This is a genomic window from Okibacterium sp. HSC-33S16, from assembly GCF_024171565.1.
Taxonomy (GTDB): Bacteria; Actinomycetota; Actinomycetes; order Actinomycetales; family Microbacteriaceae; genus Mycetocola_A.
Window position 1 is genome coordinate 185,200 of the sequence record NZ_JALJZZ010000001.1, and the last position, 16,923, is coordinate 202,122.

Here is a 16,923-nt window from a genome sequence, read left to right on the forward strand (position 1 = left end):
CTCGCACAGCACTCACTCCACCGCACCGTCTAGTGCCGGACGAGCACCCCCGCTGCCCAGACCGATCGCACGCGAAGGTCGTCGTCGAGGAGAACGGCGTCCGCGCCGAACCCCGGCGCCAACTGGCCAAGATCGTCAGCCCGGCCGATGGCCCGTGCCGGCGTGCTGGTCAGCGCGGTCACGCTGTCGACGAGAGTCAGCCCAACGTCACGAACCGCTCGCCGCAGGGCTTCGTCCAGCGTCAGTGTGGACCCGGCAATCGAGTTACCCTCCGTCAGCCGGGCGACACCGTCTGTGACGGTGACTGACAACGACCCGAGCTGGTACGTGCCGTCGTCCGATCCAGCAGCGGCCATGGCATCCGTAATTAACGCGATGCGGCCGGGAGCAGCAGCGAAGGCCAGTCGAACAACCTCCGGGTGCACGTGCACGCCGTCGTTGATGATCTCGAGGGTCACCGAGTTCGTCGCGATCGCAGCCGCCACGGGGCCCGGCGACCGATGATGAATGCCGTTCATGGCGTTGAAGGCGTGCGTGAGTATGCTCGCTCCGGCGGTGAACGCGTCACACGCTCCGGCGAAGTCGGTATTGGTGTGCCCAATACCCACTACAACACCCGCGTCCACGAACTGGTGCAGTGCCTCGAGGCCCCCCGGAAGTTCCGGAGCAAGCGTCACCTGCCGCAGCGTGCCGCGGGCGGCCGCGACGAGACGCTCGATGCTCTCGCTGTCGGGCGCACGCAACAATTCGGGATCATGCGCGCCCTGGTGGCCGACGTCGAGGAAAGGCCCCTCGAGGTGTGAGCCGAGGATCGTCGGGTCACTGTCGGCGAGGTCGGCGATGATCCTCACCCGGTCGACGAGAGTGTCGACCGATGCTGTGACGAGGGAAAGCACGGAGCGGGTCGTGCCGTGAGCACGGTGGACGCGAAGGGCAGAACGGATGCTGTCGGCTCCGTCATCGAAAGAATGCGCGTTGCCGCCGTGGCCGTGAATGTCAATGAAGCCCGGTGTCAGGGTGAGGCCGGAGGCGTCAACGGTTTCGACGGCGTCGAGTTCGCGCCAGGCCGTACCGGATCCGACCAGTGCCACCGTGTCGCCGGTGAACGCTACGAAGGCGTCAGAAGTGACACTGCCGCCCGAGACCAGTCGTGAGGAGTGGATGATCAGGTCAAGGGGAGCGGGCGGGGCCGCGGAGGTGTTTCCGGTCACGAGGCAACGATAACGTCGATGCCCGCGTCGGTGAATGAACGCCGCTGGTCGTCTGAGATGCCGGCGTCGGTGATGAACGCCGAGAAAACATCGTCACTGCCGATGCGAGCGAAAGCACGTTCCCCGATTTTGGCGGAGTCGGCGACCACGATGGCGCGGGTCGCGCGCGTAGCCATGAGTCGGTTGACGTGCGCCTCGGCTTCGTCGTTCACCGACGCGCCGTGCACCGGATCGATGGCGTTCACTCCGATGAAGGCGAGGTCGAGGGCAATGCCGGAGAGCACGGCGTCGCTGTACGGGCCGACCAGTTCATAGGACCGGGGGTGAACGACGCCGCCCGTGACGACAACCTTGAACTGTGGGCGCACGGCGAGTTGAGCCGCAATGTTGACCGCGTTGGTAACGACGGTGAGGCTCGGCTCGGGGGAGGGCTCCATCAGGTCGGTTCGGGTCGAGAGCACTGTCGCGATCGCTGTTGCCGTTGTGCCTCCGCAGAGGCCGACGACGCTTCCTCGGTGCACGAGTGCGCTCGCTGCGTGGGCGATCCGCTGCTTGGCGTCGGCGTTCGACTCGTGTCGGTAGCGAATCGGAAGATCGTACGCGACCGAGTTGCGGACCGCCCCTCCGCGGGTCCGAGTGAGGAGCTGTTGGCGAGCGAGCGTGTCGAGGTCGCGCCGTGCCGTCGCCGGGGAGACGCCGAGGCTCGCGATGAGGTCATCCACCTCAACGGATCCGTTTTCCGCGAGGAGATCGAGTATTGCCGTAAGACGTTCATCCCGGTTCATCGCACGTCGCCTTCCGCGCTCTGGGCAAAGAGCGTGAGGAGCCGTGCGGCCTCCGCTTCCAGTGCGTCGCGAGCCGGTGAGAGATACTTCCGCGGGTCAACGATGCCCGGGTCGCGATCGAGGACCTCTCGGGCCGCTCGGGTGTAGAACCCGTTGAGGTGGGTCGACACGTTGACCTTCGTCATTCCTGCGGCAATCGCCGCGACAAGGTGGGCGTCGGTGACCCCGGACGAGCCGTGCAACACGAGCGGAACCGGCACGGCGGCCCGAAGTGTCGCGATGAGGCCAAGGTCGAGCGCTGCAACGCGGTCGGTCATGGCGTGTGATGACCCCACAGCGACGGCGAGAGCATCGACTCCGGTGTTCGCCACGAAGGATCGGGCTTCGTCCGGATCGGTACGCACACCTGGAGCGTGCGGGCCATCCTTGCCACCGACCGTGCCGAGCTCGGCTTCGACGTACACGTCGGCGGCGTGGGCGGCCCCGGCGACGCGTCGGGTCGCAGCGACGTTCTCGGCGTACGGCAACCGGGCTCCGTCGTACATCACGGAGCTGAAGCCGAGATCGATGGCCTCGAACGCCAGCGCTTCATCCTCGGCGTGGTCGAGGTGGAGGGAGATCGGCGTGGCGGCGTGCTCGGCGAGGTGAAGTACGGCTTTCGCGAGTGGGGCCAGCGAGCCGTGGTAGCGCGCGCAGTTTTCGGAGATCTGCAGGATGACGGGAAGCCCGGCGTGTTCGCTGGCGGACACGAGGCCTTCGGCGGTCTCAAGGGACACCACGTTGAACGCTCCGATCCCGGTGCCTGAGCGGTAGGCCTGGTCAACCAGTGCCCGAGTGGCGGAGAGAGTCATGAGAGGTCCTCGCGTGGTGTGACAGTGATCTCGAGTTCAGCCTCGAGTTCCGCAACGCGCGTGGGGTGCACGCTGCCGGCGAGCGGCTCGAGAACGGCCGCGGCTGACCACGCGGTGGCGCGGCTGAGAAGGGTCCGCGTGTCTACGGGTGTGGTTCCTGTCGCGAGCGCCGACGCTATGGCGGCGACAGCGGCGTCGCCCGCTCCGGTGGGGTTCCCTGACAGCACCCGGCCGAGGTGTGCCGACCAGAGCGGGTCGCGTTGGTCGCGCGGAACCGCGATCATGCCGTCCTCACCGAGCGACACCAGAATGAGGCCGGCGCCACGTGCCTGCAGGGCGCGGGCCCCGGCCACCGGGTCGGTCTCTCCGGTGGTTTCGGTCAGTTCTGCCGCGTTCGGTTTCAGCACGGTGGCTCCGGCTTCAGCCGCGAAACGCAGGGCGGAACCGGTCGCGTCAGCGACCACCGGAATTTCCCGATCACGCCCGAGGGCAACCAGGTTCCCGTACAGGGCCGGCGAGCAGCCGGGTGGGACGCTGCCGGAAATGACCAGGCAATCAGCGCTATCGAGCCGGGCTGCGACGCGCACGAGGAGTTCCTCCCAGACGGCGTCGTCGAGAGCCGTTCCGGTCTCATTGAAGACCGTCGTCTGGTGCGGCTCCACCACCGCCGTTGACTGCCGGACCGAGCCGGGAACGTCGAGAAAATCTACCGGTATTCCGTTGAGATCAGCAGCGAACCACGCGCGGTCGGAGGATCCGACCGGAGCGATGGCGACAGCATCCGCTCCCATGATGGTGAGAACGCGAGCGACGTTGATGCCTTTGCCGCCGGCGCGATGGACGCCAGGAGTGACGCGGTGGGTGTGCCCGGGCTCGAGGCGATCGACCGTGAGGGTGATGTCGATCGCCGGATTGGGCGTGACGACGACGATCACGACGCCACCGTGGGGCTGATCAGAGAGCGGGCGCCGAGTGCGGCACCAACGAGGCCGGCGTTCTCTCCGACGGTCGCGGGGAGCAGAACCGGGCGGCGGTGGAAAGTGAGGAAGGAGTTCATTCGAGCTTCGACCGGAACGAACAGGGCGTCGCCGGCCTGGGCGAGGCCGCCGCCGAGGACGATGGCTTCCGGAGCGAGCAGAGCGACGCTCTGTGCGAGCACCTGGCCGATAGCATCCGTGGCGGTCGTCCAGACCTTTTGAGCGAGCAGGTCGCCGGCCTGCGCCCGCTCGAGGACTTCACGGGCACCAATCGCGGTGCCGACGGATTCGATGTCGTCGAGGGCGGCTCGATAGAGGCGGCTGATCGCGCCGGCGGATCCGATCGCTTCGAGGCAGCCGCGGCCGCCGCAGGCACACTCGACGCCGCCCGGGTCGACAACGGAGTGACCAATTTCGCCGGCGTAGCCGTGAGCGGAGTATGCGCGGCCGTCGATAAAGACGGCCCCCGCAATTCCGGTGCCGATGACGACCACAAGAACGCTCGAATACTGACCGGCTCTGCCGAGTGCATATTCGGCGGCGCCGGCGGCTCGCACGTCGTGCGTGAAGTAGACCGGGAGGCCGAGCCGTGCGGAGGCAAGATCTCGGAAAGGGACGTTTTCCCAACCGATGTTCTCCGAGAACACCCCGACGCCGAGCTCGTCATCGACGAGGCCGGGAACGATGAGTCCGGCTGCGCGAATCTCGACGGTGGGATGGGCAGTACGAAATTCGGCGGCGAGCGACTGGATCCGGGCGAGGACGCCATTTCCGGTTCCGTCGGTGGAGAGCGGGGTCGGAACACGAACGGTGTCGAGCAGGGCACCGGACTGGTCGACCAGTGTTGCTTTGGTGTCGGTGCCGCCAACGTCAAAGGCGAGGACGGCGGGTCCCGGTCCGAGCGGCGTGACCGGTGTGCTCATGCGTCGAGGATGACCGAGCGAGTGAGGTTGCGGGGAAGATCGGGGTTGAGGCCAGCCCGGAGTGAACGCTCGAGCGCAACGCGATGGGCGCGGACGAGGTCGGCGAGCGGGTCGAGGTCTGAGTGCTCGAAGTGTGCCCCGGTTGCGGCGACCTGATCGTCGAGGCCACTCGGCACTTCGCCGAACGCCCAGACGGCCCGGCCGGGCGCGGCGATGGCGAGTGGCCCGTGCCGGTACTCCATGGCGGGGTAGGACTCGGTCCATGCCTGCGACGACTCGCGCATTTTGAGAGCGGCTTCGTGAGCGAGACCCACAGTCCAGCCCCGGCCGAGGTAGGTGATCTGCTCGGCGCTGACCAGTTCATCGGGAAGGTCTGCGGCGAGGGCCGTTCTCGCGTCGGCGATCGACTGGGAAACGTCGGCGCCGGTGGATGCGCGGAGGAACGTCAGCGCTGTGGTGGCGAACCGGGTCTGCACGACGCTCTTCTCGTCGGCGAAGGGGAGCGCGATGATGTCATCCGCCGCGTCGACGAGGGGGCTCGACGTGTCACCGACGATGCCAACCGTTCGAATTCGCCCGTTTACGGCGGCGAGGAGTTCCAGCACTTCCGACGTCGTACCCGAGCGAGTGATGGCAACGATTGCGTCGTACTGACGATCAATGAAAGCTTCCGACGCTGCGAAGGCATCCGTCAGTCCGCCACCAGCGCGCTCGCGCAGTGCCGCATACGACTGCGCCATGAACCATGACGTTCCGCAGCCAATAACCGCGACGCGGGCGCCCGCTTGCGGAAGGAGCTTCGGCTCGTGACTCAGTTCCGCGGCGCGCGCCCAGACGTCGGGCTGGCTCGCGAGTTCTTCGGCCATGTTTGCGCCAGCTGCGGAAGTGTCCACGGAAGCTCCAGGTGTTCAGAGTGATTGAGAATGATCATAAAACCATCTTCCAATCAGTATCGATCAGATCGAGGTCGAGCGCAAGGACATGGCGGTTAGTCGACAGCCGGGCCGCCCGGTCGGATCCCGAGTGCTCGGAACCGCGACGCGAATGCCTCGAGGCGGATCGAGAAGTCTTCCCAGGTGCGCCGCTCAGACGCATCGGGCACAACGGACCACGCGATTTCAGCGACAGCGGCAAGGCGCGGGAAGACGAGGTAGTCGATATCGGCACGAGACCTCACTGTCTCGGTCCAGAGCGGTGCTTCGACACCGAGGATGGCGCTTGCCGCCTCGGGGAGAATCGTCGTAGGTTCCCATTCGTAGGACTCACGCACAGAGGTCGGCCCGTCGGCCCAGGACAGTCCGATCGGGCTGTCGTCGTCGTAGGTCATGTCGAGGTAAGCCACGTCGGCGGGGGAGAGGATGAGGGAGCCCCCCTGCCGCACGAACGACAGCGCACGGTCGGCGGAGTCGTCCTGCGGGACGCGGTAACTCCAGTACTGGCCGATGGTTCCTGGCGCGAGGTCCGAGCTAATTCCGGCCTCGTGCCAAGCGATCGGGACCTTGCCGTGCTCGGCAACGAGCCGGCTGGCGCGACCGACGAACTCCCGGTAGTCGTCGGGGGGCGTCGCGTGTGACTCGTCGCCTCCGAAGTGCAGCCAGGGTCCGGGAGATTGCGCGGCAACGTCGCGAATGACATCGCCCAGGAACGCCCACGTGGCGTCGCTGTGCGTGTCCAGGCTCGAAAATCCGACCTCCGTCCCGACATACGAATCCGGAGCGGTCCCGCTCGGATTCAGCTCGGGGAGCGACGCGAGTGCTGCGTTGGTGTGCCCGGGCAGATCTATCTCAGGAACGATGGTGATGAACTGCGCCGCCGCGTGCTCCACAATCCGAGTGAAGTCTTCGCGTGTGTAGAAGCCGCCGGGTCCACCGTCGACCTCGCTGGAGCCGCCAACATCGGTGAGTTCCGGTCGACCGTCGATCGAAATGCGCCATCCCTGATCGTCGGTGAGGTGCAGGTGCAGCACGTTGATCTTGAACAGCGCGATGCGGTCAAGGAAAGCACAGACCTCAGTGGCATCAAAAAAGTGTCGTGCCACGTCGAGCATGGCTCCGCGATAGGAGAAGCGCGGCCGGTCGGTGATCGATGTTGCGATGGCTTCCCACGCGGCGGAACGCACGGAGTGCTCTTCGAGATCCGGCGGGAACAGTTGACGAAGCGATTGGATGCCGTAGAACAGTCCGGCGTTCGTGGTCGCCGTGATGACGCATCCCCGTTCGGAGGTTTCCAGACGGTACCCCTCCGCGCCGACCCCGGCGATGTCGTCGAGGTCGAGGTGCAGGGTGATGTCGTGGCCGGCGTTTGTGCCGGCGGGGGCCGGGCGCGCTTCGAGAGCCGTTTCGACGGGCAGTGCGAATCCGGTCGACCGCCGCAAGACCGAGGCGAGATACGTCGCAACGGGCGCCGACGCATCCGTTGCAAGAATTCGTGACGCGCTGGTCAGCACAAACGGTGGAGCGCCTGGCGGGACGTGTTGTTCGGTCGGTAACGGGATGACGCTGCCGGGGTGTCTCATCTGCGGTCCGTTTCTGTCGCCCTGTGAACGTTGTCGAATGCTATTCGCCGGTGGCTCCGTCAAGCATCTCGCGCAAAATGTCGATGTGGCCGCAATGGCGTGCCGTCTCTTCGATCATGTGCACGAGGATCCAGCGCAGCGTCACGTTGGCGTTGTGGACACCGCGGTCGTTGAGGTGGAAATTGGCAGCGACGTGACGTGATTCGTCGCACGCGCGCTCGTAGTCCGCGATGATGTCGGCCAGGCGGTCTCCGGCTGTGACCCGGAACTCCGCATCAGGATCGTCGTCGCTCCACCGGGTCGGCACGCTGGTTTCCCCGGCGAGGTCATCGCGGAACCAGGAACGCTCCACATCCGCGAGGTGACGGATCAAGCCGGAGACCGACGTCTCGGAGGGCAACAGTCGTTTTGCGGCGTCGTCGTCGCTGAGACCGGTCGCCTTGTAGACAATGGTGGCCCGATTCACCTCGAGGAAGCTCTCGAGGGTTTCTCTCTCGGTTGCCCCGTTCGTGGGTTCGGGGCGGGTATCTTCCGGAAGTCTTCCTGTCGACGTTGGCATCTGACCACTGTAGTCAGCGGCGCGATATCCGACGAGCCTGAAGCGGCACGTCCCCTGATACCATTGCCGTGTCGTAACTGGCGTAAAAATTCCTCGCACGAACCAAGAGACTTCTGAGCTCCCGGTTTGAGTTGGGATTTGGATGGTCACCATCAGGGAGCGACTGACACGGATTCGGCCGAACGCCTGGGTCGATACGGATTACCTCTTTTGTCCGCCGCTGTCTTAAGGAGCCAGTTTGTCTTCCACCTTCAACGCGCCTCTCTCTGAGGTCGATCCCGAAATTGCTGCCGTTCTCGAGAACGAGCTTGGCCGCCAGCGCAATTACCTCGAGATGATCGCGAGCGAGAACTTCGTTCCGGTCTCCGTCCTGCAGTCGCAGGGCAGCGTGCTCACCAACAAGTACGCCGAGGGCTACCCCGGACGTCGCTACTACGGTGGCTGCGAGTATGTCGACGTGGCAGAGTCGCTCGCCATTGAGCGCGCTAAGAGCCTGTTCGGCGCTGAGTTTGCCAACGTGCAGCCGCACTCGGGCGCGAGCGCCAACGCAGCAGTCCTCTCGGCGATCGCGACCCCCGGTGACACCATCCTCGGCCTCGAGCTGGCACATGGTGGACACCTCACCCATGGCATGAAGCTCAACTTCTCCGGCAAGCTCTACAACGCTGTGTCCTACGGTGTTGACCCCGAGACTTTCCTCGTCGACATGAACGTCGTTCGGGAGAAGGCACTCGAGCACAAGCCGCAGGTCATCATCGCTGGCTGGTCGGCCTACCCGCGCCAGCTCGACTTCGCCGCCTTCCGTGCCATCGCCGATGAGGTCGGCGCGAAGCTCTGGGTCGACATGGCCCACTTTGCCGGGCTGGTCGCCGCAGGCCTGCACCCGTCTCCGGTTCCCTTCGCCGATGTCGTGTCGTCGACCGTGCACAAGACGCTCGCCGGTCCGCGGTCGGGATTCATCCTCAGCCGTGACATGGAGCTCGCCAAAAAGCTCAATTCGAACGTCTTCCCCGGCCAGCAGGGTGGACCGCTCATGCACGTCATCGCGGCGAAGGCCACCGCCTTCCTTCTCGCCGCGCAGCCGGAGTTCAAGGACCGTCAGGAGCGCACTCTCCGTGGTGCCCGCATCCTGGCCGAGCGTCTCACAGCTGAGGACTCGCGGTCTGCCGGCATTGACGTTCTCACCGGAGGCACGGACGTGCACCTCGTCCTGGCCGACCTGCGCAACTCTGAGATCAATGGGCAGCAGGCAGAAGATGCCCTGCACGAGGTCGGCATCACGGTGAACCGCAACTCGGTTCCGTTCGACCCCCGTCCGCCGATGGTCACCTCGGGTCTCCGCATTGGTACCCCGGCATTGGCAACGCGCGGATTCGGCGACGCCGAGTTCACCGAGGTCTCCGATGTCATCGCTGCTGCCCTGATGCCGGGTGCTGACATCGAGGCTCTTCGTGCCCGGGTGTCGACCCTGACCGAGGCGTTCCCGCTGTACCCGGGTCTCGCCCAGTAATGACGGCACAGATTCTCGACGGCAAGGCCGTCTCATCAGTCATCAAAGCGGAGCTGAAAGAACGGGTCGCGGCACTCCGGGAACGCGGCATCGTTCCGGGGCTCGGTACCGTGCTCGTCGGTTCCGACCCCGGTTCACAGTGGTACGTCGCGGGCAAACATCGCGATTGTGCTGAGGTCGGCATCGACTCGATCCGACGGGACCTGCCCGAGACCATCACGCAGAAGGAGCTCGAGTCTGTCCTCGACGAACTCAACGCTGACCCCGCGTGCACCGGATACATCGTTCAGTTGCCGCTGCCGGCTCACCTCGACACCGACGCGATCCTCGAGCGGGTCGACCCGGAAAAGGACGCCGACGGCCTTCACCCCACGAACCTCGGCCGCCTGATCCTCAACGTCAACCGGCCCATCTCGACCCCGCTCCCGTGCACGCCACGCGGAGCAATCGAGCTGATGCAGCGGCACGGCATCGACCTCGCGGGCAAGCACGTCGTCGTTGTGGGCCGTGGTGTCACGGTGGGGCGCGCTATCGGCCCCCTGCTGACGCGGCGCGAATACAACGCCACGGTCACCCTGACCCACACCGGCACGGTCGGACTCGACGACCTGCTGCGCACAGCCGACATCATCGTGGCGGCCGCAGGCGTTCCGGGCATTGTGAAGGCTTCAGCTGTGAAGCCTGGCGCCATTGTCCTCGATGTTGGCGTGAGTCGTGAAACTGATCCGGAGACCGGTAAGAGCCGCGTCGTCGGAGATGTCGACCCTGCCGTCGCTGAGATTGCCTCGTGGATCTCGCCGAACCCCGGCGGAATCGGGCCGATGACCCGGGTGCAGCTGCTCACTAACGTCGTTGACACGGCTGAGCGACTGAACCCGTAATCAGCAGCACTTCACAACGTCCGGAAGGGCTGCTCATTCGACCAGGAGCAGCCGTTCCGGACGTTTCGTAGCGGGACGAGCGACAACCGACCGGCCCGTTTTTCGGCGCTTCGCTAGGATCGTCCGCATGACCGACAGTGAGCCCAGCCACCCCTCCGTCGCTCGAGTGCTCGAGCAGTTGCGCGCCGGCGGTATCGGCGGAGACGTGCGCTGGTTCGAGGACGCCACCCCGACCGCTGTGCACGCCGCAGAGGCGCTCGGCGTCGACGTCGGCGCGATCGCCAACTCGCTCATCTTCACCCTCGACGGCGAGCCCGTGCTCGTGCTCACCTCGGGATCGCACCGGGTTGACACCGGATGGCTCGGTGCCCAGCTCGGCGGCACTTTGAAGCGAGCGGATGCCGCGACCGTCCGATCCGCGACGGGGCAGGTGATTGGGGGAGTAGCTCCGGTCGGACATCCCCAGCCCGTCCGCACATTCGTGGATACGGCTTTGGCCAACTATCCCGAGGTGTGGGCAGCCGCCGGCCATCCGCACACCGTCTTCCCGACCACCTTTGACGAGCTGGTTCGGTTGACCGGTGGCACTCCACTAGCGGTCGAGCCCACCGCTGAAAGCTAGCGCAGTCGGCCCGCTCCGTCGGCCGCTGTCACGGTGAACAGTTCCGGTTCGCGGAACGCGGCGTCCGTGAATGCGCGACGGACAGCATCCGACACCGAATCGAGGTCTGCGGTACGCACCAGCGCGATCGCCGCGCCACCGAAGCCGCCACCGGTCATCCGGGCACCGATCGCGCCTGACGCCAGGGCGGTCTCAACGGCGAGGTCGAGTTCGGGTACCGAGATCTCGAAGTCATCCCGCATCGAGGCGTGTGACGCCACCAGCAGGTCGCCGATCGCCGTCGGGCCCTCGAGGCGCAACGTGCGCACCGTGTCGAGCACCCGACGGTTCTCCGTCAGGATGTGCCGCACCCGGCGCAGCGTTTCGTCGTCGAGCACCTCGGCCGCCCGTGGCAGGTCGTCGACGTCGAGATCGCGCAGTGACGAGACACTCATCTCGGCGGCACCGCGTTCGCAGGAGGCGCGTCGAGCGGCATAACCGCCGGTAGCGTGGGCATGTGAGACCCGCGTGTTCATCACGAGCAGCACGAGGCCGGCCGCTTCGAACCCGAGGTTGATCACCTCAGCATCGAGGCTGCGGCAATCGAGGAACACTGCGGCGTCTTTCTTGCCGAGCAGCGATGCAGACTGATCCATGATGCCGGTGGGTGCTCCGACCGCCTTGTTCTCGGCGAGCTGGCCCACCTTGGCCAAGGTCTCGCGCGAAAACCCGAGCTGCCAGGTGTCGTTGAGCGCGACGGCGACCGCACACTCGATGGCGGCCGACGACGAGAGGCCAGCGCCGATGGGAACGTCCGAGTCGATGAACGCGTCGAACCCCGTCGCTGCAGCGAGGTCTGCACCGAATTCACCGAGTGCCCAGACCACCCCGAGCGGGTACGCCGACCAGTCCGAGAGCGAACCGGGGGTGATGTCATCGAGGATGACGGTCACGATCTCGTCGCTGAACGCCGAGGTGACCCGAACGGTGCGGTCGGCGCGAGGAGCCAGTGCCACGACGGTCGCCCGGTCGATGGCGAACGGAAACACGAATCCGTCGTTGTAGTCGGTGTGCTCGCCGATGAGGTTCACGCGGCCGGGCGCCTGCCACACTCCCGCAGGTTCTGCGCCCTCGAAGCGGGCCGCGAATCCGGCGGTCGCGCGGTCGGCGAGTTCGATGAGGTTGGTCATACGGGGGTCTCCTTGTCGGCGAGAGCGATCGCCTCACGCACGCGTTCTGCGGTCTGCTCAGGCGGAATATCGCCGATCCAGGCGCCCATGGCTGCTTCAGATCCGGCCAGATACTTGAGTTTGTCAGACGCACGCCGGGGAGATGTCAGCTGCAGCATGAGCCGAATCTCGTCGCGGCCCACGTTCACCGGCGCCTGGTGCCATGCGGCGATGTAGGGGGTCTGGGTGTCGTAGAGCCGGTCGATGCCGCGCAGCAGTCGCAGGTAGAGCACCGCGAGCTCGTCGCGTTCCTCGTCGGTCGTGCCCGCGAAGTCGGCGACCTGGCGATGCGGCAGCATGTGCACCTCAACGGGCCAGCGCGCCGCGAACGGCACGAACGCGGTCCAGTGCTCCCCCGTCACGACGACGCGTTCGCCAGCCTGCTCGCTCGCCAGAATGTCGGCAAACAGCGTTGGACCGTATTTTTCAACGGATGCCATGAGCCGCTGCGTTCGCGGCGTGACGTACGGGTACGAATAAATCTGGCCGTGGGGGTGGCGCAGCGTCACACCGATTTCGATGCCCCGGTTCTCAAACGGGAAGACCTGCTCGATGCCGGGCATCGCGCTCAGCGCGGCTGTGCGGGAGGCCCACGCCTCGATCACCGTGCGGGCGCGTGAACGGCTGAGCGAGCCGAACGATCCCTCGTGCTCGGGGCTGAAACAGACCACTTCGCACCGACCGACCGAGGTACGGGTGCGGCCAATGCCCACTTCGGTGAGGTCGTCGAGCCCGCGTGGCGCGTTCTCGTCCTCGAGTAGCGGCCCGAACGACGGCGAGCGGTTCTCAAACACGGCAACGTCGTAATTGCTCGGAACTTCAGACGGGTTGGTCTCGGTCTGCGGCGCGAGTGGATCGAGGTGAGCCGGCGGGAGGAAGACACGGCTTTGCCGGGCGGCGGCGATGGAAATCCACTCGCCGGTCAGTGGGTCCTGGCGCATGCTCGCTGTCGCGGGGCGATCGGGCAGGTCACGCATGTCCGCCGAGCGCTCGGGAGCGAGCGTTGTGTCAGCGTCGTCGAAGTAGATGATTTCGCGCCCGTCCGCGAGGACGTGGGACTGCGAGGTAATGGAGTTCATAGGTTGGCCTTCCGCACACCCGACTTTCACAAGTGCAAGCAATTCTAGGCTTCGTTCGACACATTGACAACCAAACGAAACTAACTGAAGATGAGCGCATGACCGATTTTCCGCTGGCACCCGCGCGGGGGCAGGGCGATGCCATGCCGGCCGTCGTGCGGCGGGAACGCATGGCCGACCTCATCGCGGCACGCGGGTTCCTCAAGGTCTCCGACCTCAGCGAGACCTTCGGGGTCAGCGAGGTCACCGTGCGTAGCGACCTGGCCGCGCTCGACGACGGCAACGCCATTCGGCGGGTGCACGGAGGCGCGGTGCCGCGCGGCCAGCGCGTTCGCGAAGCGAGCTTCGAAACGTCACTGGAAGCATCCGCTCTGGCGAAACAGGCGATCGGAAGCCGCGCGGCCGCCCTCGTCTCCTCGGGGCAGAGCGTCCTGCTCGATGTGGGCACGACGGCGCTCGCCGTTGCGCAGGCGCTCGCCGACCGTGCCGACCTCGAAGACCTCGTCATCATCACCAACGGCCTCAACATCGCCCTCGAGCTTGAAGCCCAGATTCCGCGGTTCACGATCATCGTCACGGGCGGAGCGCTGCGCCCGCTGCAGCACTCACTCGTGCACCCGCTTGCTCGAACCGTGCTCGAGCAGGTGCACGCCGACATCGCGTTCATCGGTTGCAACGGTGTTGACGCGGTGGCCGGAGTGACCAACGTCAACCTCCCCGAGGCCGAGGTGAAGCAACTGATGGTGTCGTCCGCCGATCGCGTGGTCGTACTGGCCGACGCCTCGAAGCTGGGCCAGGTGAGCCTGGGTTCGGTTTGCGGCATCGAATCCGTCGATGTCCTGCTCACCAATGAGGGGGCGGATGCCACGGTGCTGGCCGACCTGGCCGCCGGCGGTGTTGAGGTTGTCATCGCGTGACGCGCCGCCGGGTGGCGGCTACGCTTTTGCCACACGATAACGAGGAGTGCAGTCATGACCGCAGTGACCGGTGAGCAGTTCGAGCTCAGGCTCGACACGTCGTCAGGAGGTGCTGTTGAGGCCACCATCACGGAGGTGGCCGCAGGCATCCGCCGATTGAGCGTTCACGGCATCGACATCATGCCGCCGTATGACGCCGGGGTGCAGCGACCGCTCGGCAGCGGAATCATCTTCGTGCCGTGGACCAACCGGGTGCGCGACGGCCAGTGGGTGCTGAACGGTGAACCGCAACAGCTTCCACTCACCGAGCCGAAGAAGCACAACGCGAGCCACGGGCTGCTGCGGTTCAGCTCGTACTCCGTTGCCGAGCGCACCGAGTCGAGGCTGCGGCTGGAGGCGCGAGTGTTTCCGCAAAACGGATACCCGTTCATGCTCGACGTCGCCGTCACGTATCACCTGGTCGACGCCGGCATTGAAGCGACGATCGCCGTCACCAACAGGTCGGACGCCGCAGCGCCGCTCGCGGTGGGAGCGCACCCGTTCTTCACCATCGGTGACGTTGAGCCCGAAGACCTCACGGTCACCGTCAACGTCACCACGCACTTTGAGGCCGACGAGCGCTCCCTTCCGGTGGCCGAAGTGCCCGTCGACGGCACCCCGTACGACCTGCGGAACGGGGTGCGCCTCGGCGACCTCAGCGTTGACGACGGGTTCGGCGGGGCGGTGATCATCGACGGTGTGTCCGAGCACTCGGTGACGGCGCCCGACGGTCGCTCGGTCACGGTGTGGGGCGACGAGAACGTGAAGTACTGGCAGGTGTTCACGACCGACAAGTACCCGGGCCAGTCGAAGACCGTCGCGATCGAACCGATGACAGCACCCGCCGACGCGCTCAACTCGGGGCAGGACCTGCACTGGCTCGCTCCCGGCGAGACCTGGGAGGTCAGTTGGGGTGTACGCGCCGACGGGTTTGCACCGGTCTAACCGCCCTGTGTTACTCGCCGGTGTGGACCTCGAGCACGAAGCGCTGCACCCGCTCCTGAAGGGTACTGACCTGCTTGTCGCGCGCCGCCTCAACGTCGAAGCCGAGGTAGGCAACGGCTGGCAATTTGCGCGCGTTACGTGAGCAGCCGAAGTCGGCGCAGACGAGGGTTCCAATGGTGTTTCCGTTGCGGCCGGCCTTGCCCGCTCGACGAACACCGTAAAACACGACGTCGTCTTCGAGGGTGATGTCCTGGCACCAGGAGCACAGTACTCGGGCGCGCGGGCGTGCCTCGGCCTGCTGGAGGAGGATGCCGGCCGGGCCGTCCTCCCGTTGCACGAACACGTAGCCCCGGCGCGGGAACTTACGGTCACGCCAGCCCAGGAAGTCGAGGTTGTCCCAGTCGAGGGAATCGAAGTCCGTCGGCAGGGAGAGGTCACTGACCTGGCTGCGAGAGGCGTTGATAAAGGAGGTAGTGATGTCTTTTTCAGTGAGGGGAAGCATGTTTCTTCTCTGAACAAGAGCCGCGAGGCTCGAAATCGGGCGGGATCCGCCGGTACAGGGTTCATGGCGCACGACAGCGCATCAATGAACGGTCGCGAAGAGCGAGGAATCAGCGAGAGAAAATCGCTACCTCGAGCCGGCGAAGAGAACGCCGGCAACCTCCCCATGTCCCGAGGGCGTCGCGAGTGAAGAATTCATCCGGCCAGTGTAACGCCGAGTGGGCTACGTCGAGCACCCCAGCCGCCAGAGCGACGTGACCTCGGCCGCTCGTGCGGAGTGCAGTGGGTCTGTCGGGTCTGAGGCGCGGGCGTGTGTCGGGCGGGTATCCATCCGGGCAAGAACGACAAGGCCGGCATCCTCAATGGCGTCGAGGAGACTCCCGCGTGAGCGCAGGCCCAATCGTTCGGCAATGTCGGAGATCACCAGCCACCCCTCGCCGCTCGGGGTCAGATGCTCGGCGAGGCCGGAGAGAAAACCAGCCAACATTTGTCCGTCGTGATCGTAAACGGCGTAATCGGTTGCCACCTTGGGTGTTGCGGGAATCCACGGCGGATTGCAGACGATGACATCGGCGCGGCCGTCCGGAAAGAGGTCGATATTTTCAACGGTGACGACATCGGCGAAACCGAGTCGGGCGAGGTTCTCCGTCGCGCAGGCAATGGCGCGGTCGTCCTGGTCGGTGGCAGAAATGGAGCGGATGCCCCGGTGGGCGAGAAGCGCGGACAGAACGCCGGTTCCCGTTCCGATATCGAAAGCGACGGAGGCGTTGGGCGGAATGGGCGCTGCCGCCACCAGGTCGAGATACTCACCCCGAACCGGGGAGAAAACACCGTAGTGCGGATGGATCATGGCATCGAGCGCCGGAACCAGGACGCCGCGCGTTCGCCATCCCTCTGCCCCGAGAACACCGAGCAGCTCGCGAAGCGAGACCACGGATGCCTCGGTTGTGGTGCCCCAGGCGTTGGCCGTTGCGCGTGAAACGTCGGGGGAGCGGCGCAGGGGGATGGTGCCATCCGCATCGATGGGAACGAGAAGCATTCCGAGCAGTGTCGACCGGCGAAGGGCATCGTCACGTGAGCGGAGGAAGGCTGCGGTGATGTCGTCGTTTCTGGGTCGGCCGGTCGTGCCGAGGCGCTTGCCCATGGCGACGAGAAGCTGTTTGGCGGCGTGGAAGTCGCCGGTCCACAGCACAGCGGTTCCGAGTGCGGCCAGTCGAAGGGCGGCCGTGGCCGTCAACGACTCGTTCCCGGTCACAACGGTGGTTGGTGCTGGCCATCCGCTCTCGGAGCGCCAGAGTTCGGATCGGACGGTGCCGTGATCTGACCAGGTGATCCGGGTGGGTTCGACGGTCGTCGTTCTGTCGTTCGTCCGTTCGGACATGGGTCTCAATTCGCAGATC

The 16,923-nt window shown here is 65.8% G+C and carries 17 protein-coding genes; 5 read left to right on the top strand and 12 right to left on the bottom strand.

Annotated elements, in window-relative coordinates; translation table 11 throughout:
• Window positions 1-29: 29 nt before the first annotated feature.
• From nagA to L1277_RS00930, 8 genes are all read right to left on the bottom strand, one after another.
• The gene (gene nagA, locus L1277_RS00895) at window positions 30-1,211 is read right to left on the bottom strand and encodes an N-acetylglucosamine-6-phosphate deacetylase (protein WP_253374479.1); all 1,182 of its coding nucleotides are present in this window, start codon (window positions 1,209-1,211) and stop codon (window positions 30-32) included.
• Window positions 1,208-1,996 (bottom strand): DeoR/GlpR family DNA-binding transcription regulator, encoded by a 789-nt coding sequence (locus L1277_RS00900; protein WP_253374480.1) that lies wholly within the window; start codon window positions 1,994-1,996, stop codon window positions 1,208-1,210. Before L1277_RS00900 ends, nagA begins: the two co-directional genes overlap by 4 nt.
• Entirely contained in the window at window positions 1,993-2,847 is an 855-nt protein-coding gene (locus L1277_RS00905) for a class II fructose-bisphosphate aldolase (protein WP_253374481.1), read from the bottom strand. Before L1277_RS00905 ends, L1277_RS00900 begins: the two co-directional genes overlap by 4 nt.
• Entirely contained in the window at window positions 2,844-3,782 is a 939-nt protein-coding gene (locus L1277_RS00910) for a 1-phosphofructokinase family hexose kinase (RefSeq protein ID WP_253374482.1), read from the bottom strand. Before L1277_RS00910 ends, L1277_RS00905 begins: the two co-directional genes overlap by 4 nt.
• On the bottom strand, window positions 3,779-4,747 hold the full coding sequence (locus tag L1277_RS00915) for an ROK family protein (protein WP_253374483.1): 969 nt from the start codon (window positions 4,745-4,747) through the stop codon (window positions 3,779-3,781). Before L1277_RS00915 ends, L1277_RS00910 begins: the two co-directional genes overlap by 4 nt.
• Window positions 4,744-5,640 carry an SIS domain-containing protein gene (locus L1277_RS00920; RefSeq protein ID WP_374110141.1) on the bottom strand — a complete coding sequence of 299 codons (897 nt, stop codon included), beginning with the start codon at window positions 5,638-5,640 and terminating at the stop codon, window positions 4,744-4,746. Before L1277_RS00920 ends, L1277_RS00915 begins: the two co-directional genes overlap by 4 nt.
• 95 nt (window positions 5,641-5,735) lie before the next feature.
• Complete coding sequence (locus L1277_RS00925; RefSeq protein WP_253374484.1) at window positions 5,736-7,262, bottom strand: beta-N-acetylhexosaminidase; 1,527 nt, start codon at window positions 7,260-7,262, stop codon at window positions 5,736-5,738.
• A gap of 40 nt (window positions 7,263-7,302) precedes the next feature.
• Window positions 7,303-7,821, bottom strand: coding sequence for a DinB family protein (locus L1277_RS00930; protein ID WP_253374485.1), 519 nt, complete (start codon window positions 7,819-7,821; stop codon window positions 7,303-7,305).
• 238 nt (window positions 7,822-8,059) lie between these two features.
• Between L1277_RS00930 and glyA the strand changes: the two genes are divergently transcribed.
• The 3 genes from glyA (at window position 8,060) to L1277_RS00945 (ending at window position 10,834) form a co-directional block, all read left to right on the top strand.
• Window positions 8,060-9,331 (top strand): serine hydroxymethyltransferase, encoded by a 1,272-nt coding sequence (glyA, locus tag L1277_RS00935; protein ID WP_253374486.1) that lies wholly within the window; start codon window positions 8,060-8,062, stop codon window positions 9,329-9,331.
• Complete coding sequence (locus tag L1277_RS00940; RefSeq protein WP_253374487.1) at window positions 9,331-10,212, top strand: bifunctional methylenetetrahydrofolate dehydrogenase/methenyltetrahydrofolate cyclohydrolase; 882 nt, start codon at window positions 9,331-9,333, stop codon at window positions 10,210-10,212. The genes glyA and L1277_RS00940 overlap by 1 nt, the downstream gene beginning before the upstream one ends.
• 127 nt (window positions 10,213-10,339) lie before the next feature.
• Window positions 10,340-10,834, top strand: coding sequence for a YbaK/EbsC family protein (locus tag L1277_RS00945; protein ID WP_253374488.1), 495 nt, complete (start codon window positions 10,340-10,342; stop codon window positions 10,832-10,834).
• On the opposite strand, the gene galK is transcribed toward L1277_RS00945, so the two are convergent.
• Window positions 10,831-12,003 carry a galactokinase gene (galK, locus tag L1277_RS00950; protein ID WP_253374489.1) on the bottom strand — a complete coding sequence of 391 codons (1,173 nt, stop codon included), beginning with the start codon at window positions 12,001-12,003 and terminating at the stop codon, window positions 10,831-10,833. The genes L1277_RS00945 and galK overlap by 4 nt on opposite strands.
• Complete coding sequence (gene galT / locus L1277_RS00955; protein ID WP_253374490.1) at window positions 12,000-13,121, bottom strand: galactose-1-phosphate uridylyltransferase; 1,122 nt, start codon at window positions 13,119-13,121, stop codon at window positions 12,000-12,002. Before galT ends, galK begins: the two co-directional genes overlap by 4 nt.
• A 98-nt stretch (window positions 13,122-13,219) precedes the next feature.
• On the opposite strand from galT, the gene L1277_RS00960 reads away from it, so the two are divergent.
• Window positions 13,220-14,038 (top strand): DeoR/GlpR family DNA-binding transcription regulator, encoded by an 819-nt coding sequence (locus L1277_RS00960; protein WP_253374491.1) that lies wholly within the window; start codon window positions 13,220-13,222, stop codon window positions 14,036-14,038.
• Between the two features lie 54 nt (window positions 14,039-14,092).
• Window positions 14,093-15,022, top strand: coding sequence for an aldose 1-epimerase family protein (locus L1277_RS00965; RefSeq protein WP_253374492.1), 930 nt, complete (start codon window positions 14,093-14,095; stop codon window positions 15,020-15,022).
• 10 nt (window positions 15,023-15,032) lie between these two features.
• Here the strand turns inward: L1277_RS00965 and L1277_RS00970 are convergent, their stop codons facing one another.
• Both L1277_RS00970 and L1277_RS00975 read right to left on the bottom strand, forming a co-directional pair.
• Window positions 15,033-15,524, bottom strand: a complete 492-nt coding sequence (locus L1277_RS00970; RefSeq protein WP_253374493.1) for an FBP domain-containing protein — start codon at window positions 15,522-15,524, stop codon at window positions 15,033-15,035.
• Window positions 15,525-15,746: 222 nt separating this feature from the next.
• Window positions 15,747-16,904, bottom strand: a complete 1,158-nt coding sequence (locus L1277_RS00975; protein ID WP_253374494.1) for a class I SAM-dependent methyltransferase — start codon at window positions 16,902-16,904, stop codon at window positions 15,747-15,749.
• Window positions 16,905-16,923 lie beyond the last annotated feature (19 nt).

What these genes read in the sequence shown, in the direction of transcription:
- galK (WP_253374489.1), bottom strand. Translation starts at nt 12,003, where the DNA reads ATGACCAACCTCATCGAACTCGCCGACCGCGCGACCGCCGGATTCGCG.
- L1277_RS00905 (WP_253374481.1), bottom strand. Translation starts at nt 2,847, where the DNA reads ATGACTCTCTCCGCCACTCGGGCACTGGTTGACCAGGCCTACCGCTCA.
- galT (WP_253374490.1), bottom strand. Translation starts at nt 13,121, where the DNA reads ATGAACTCCATTACCTCGCAGTCCCACGTCCTCGCGGACGGGCGCGAA.
- L1277_RS00965 (WP_253374492.1), top strand. Translation starts at nt 14,093, where the DNA reads ATGACCGCAGTGACCGGTGAGCAGTTCGAGCTCAGGCTCGACACGTCG.
- L1277_RS00975 (WP_253374494.1), bottom strand. Translation starts at nt 16,904, where the DNA reads ATGTCCGAACGGACGAACGACAGAACGACGACCGTCGAACCCACCCGG.
- L1277_RS00970 (WP_253374493.1), bottom strand. Translation starts at nt 15,524, where the DNA reads ATGCTTCCCCTCACTGAAAAAGACATCACTACCTCCTTTATCAACGCC.
- L1277_RS00960 (WP_253374491.1), top strand. Translation starts at nt 13,220, where the DNA reads ATGACCGATTTTCCGCTGGCACCCGCGCGGGGGCAGGGCGATGCCATG.
- L1277_RS00925 (WP_253374484.1), bottom strand. Translation starts at nt 7,262, where the DNA reads ATGAGACACCCCGGCAGCGTCATCCCGTTACCGACCGAACAACACGTC.
- L1277_RS00915 (WP_253374483.1), bottom strand. Translation starts at nt 4,747, where the DNA reads ATGAGCACACCGGTCACGCCGCTCGGACCGGGACCCGCCGTCCTCGCC.
- L1277_RS00900 (WP_253374480.1), bottom strand. Translation starts at nt 1,996, where the DNA reads ATGAACCGGGATGAACGTCTTACGGCAATACTCGATCTCCTCGCGGAA.
- L1277_RS00930 (WP_253374485.1), bottom strand. Translation starts at nt 7,821, where the DNA reads ATGCCAACGTCGACAGGAAGACTTCCGGAAGATACCCGCCCCGAACCC.
- L1277_RS00945 (WP_253374488.1), top strand. Translation starts at nt 10,340, where the DNA reads ATGACCGACAGTGAGCCCAGCCACCCCTCCGTCGCTCGAGTGCTCGAG.
- L1277_RS00940 (WP_253374487.1), top strand. Translation starts at nt 9,331, where the DNA reads ATGACGGCACAGATTCTCGACGGCAAGGCCGTCTCATCAGTCATCAAA.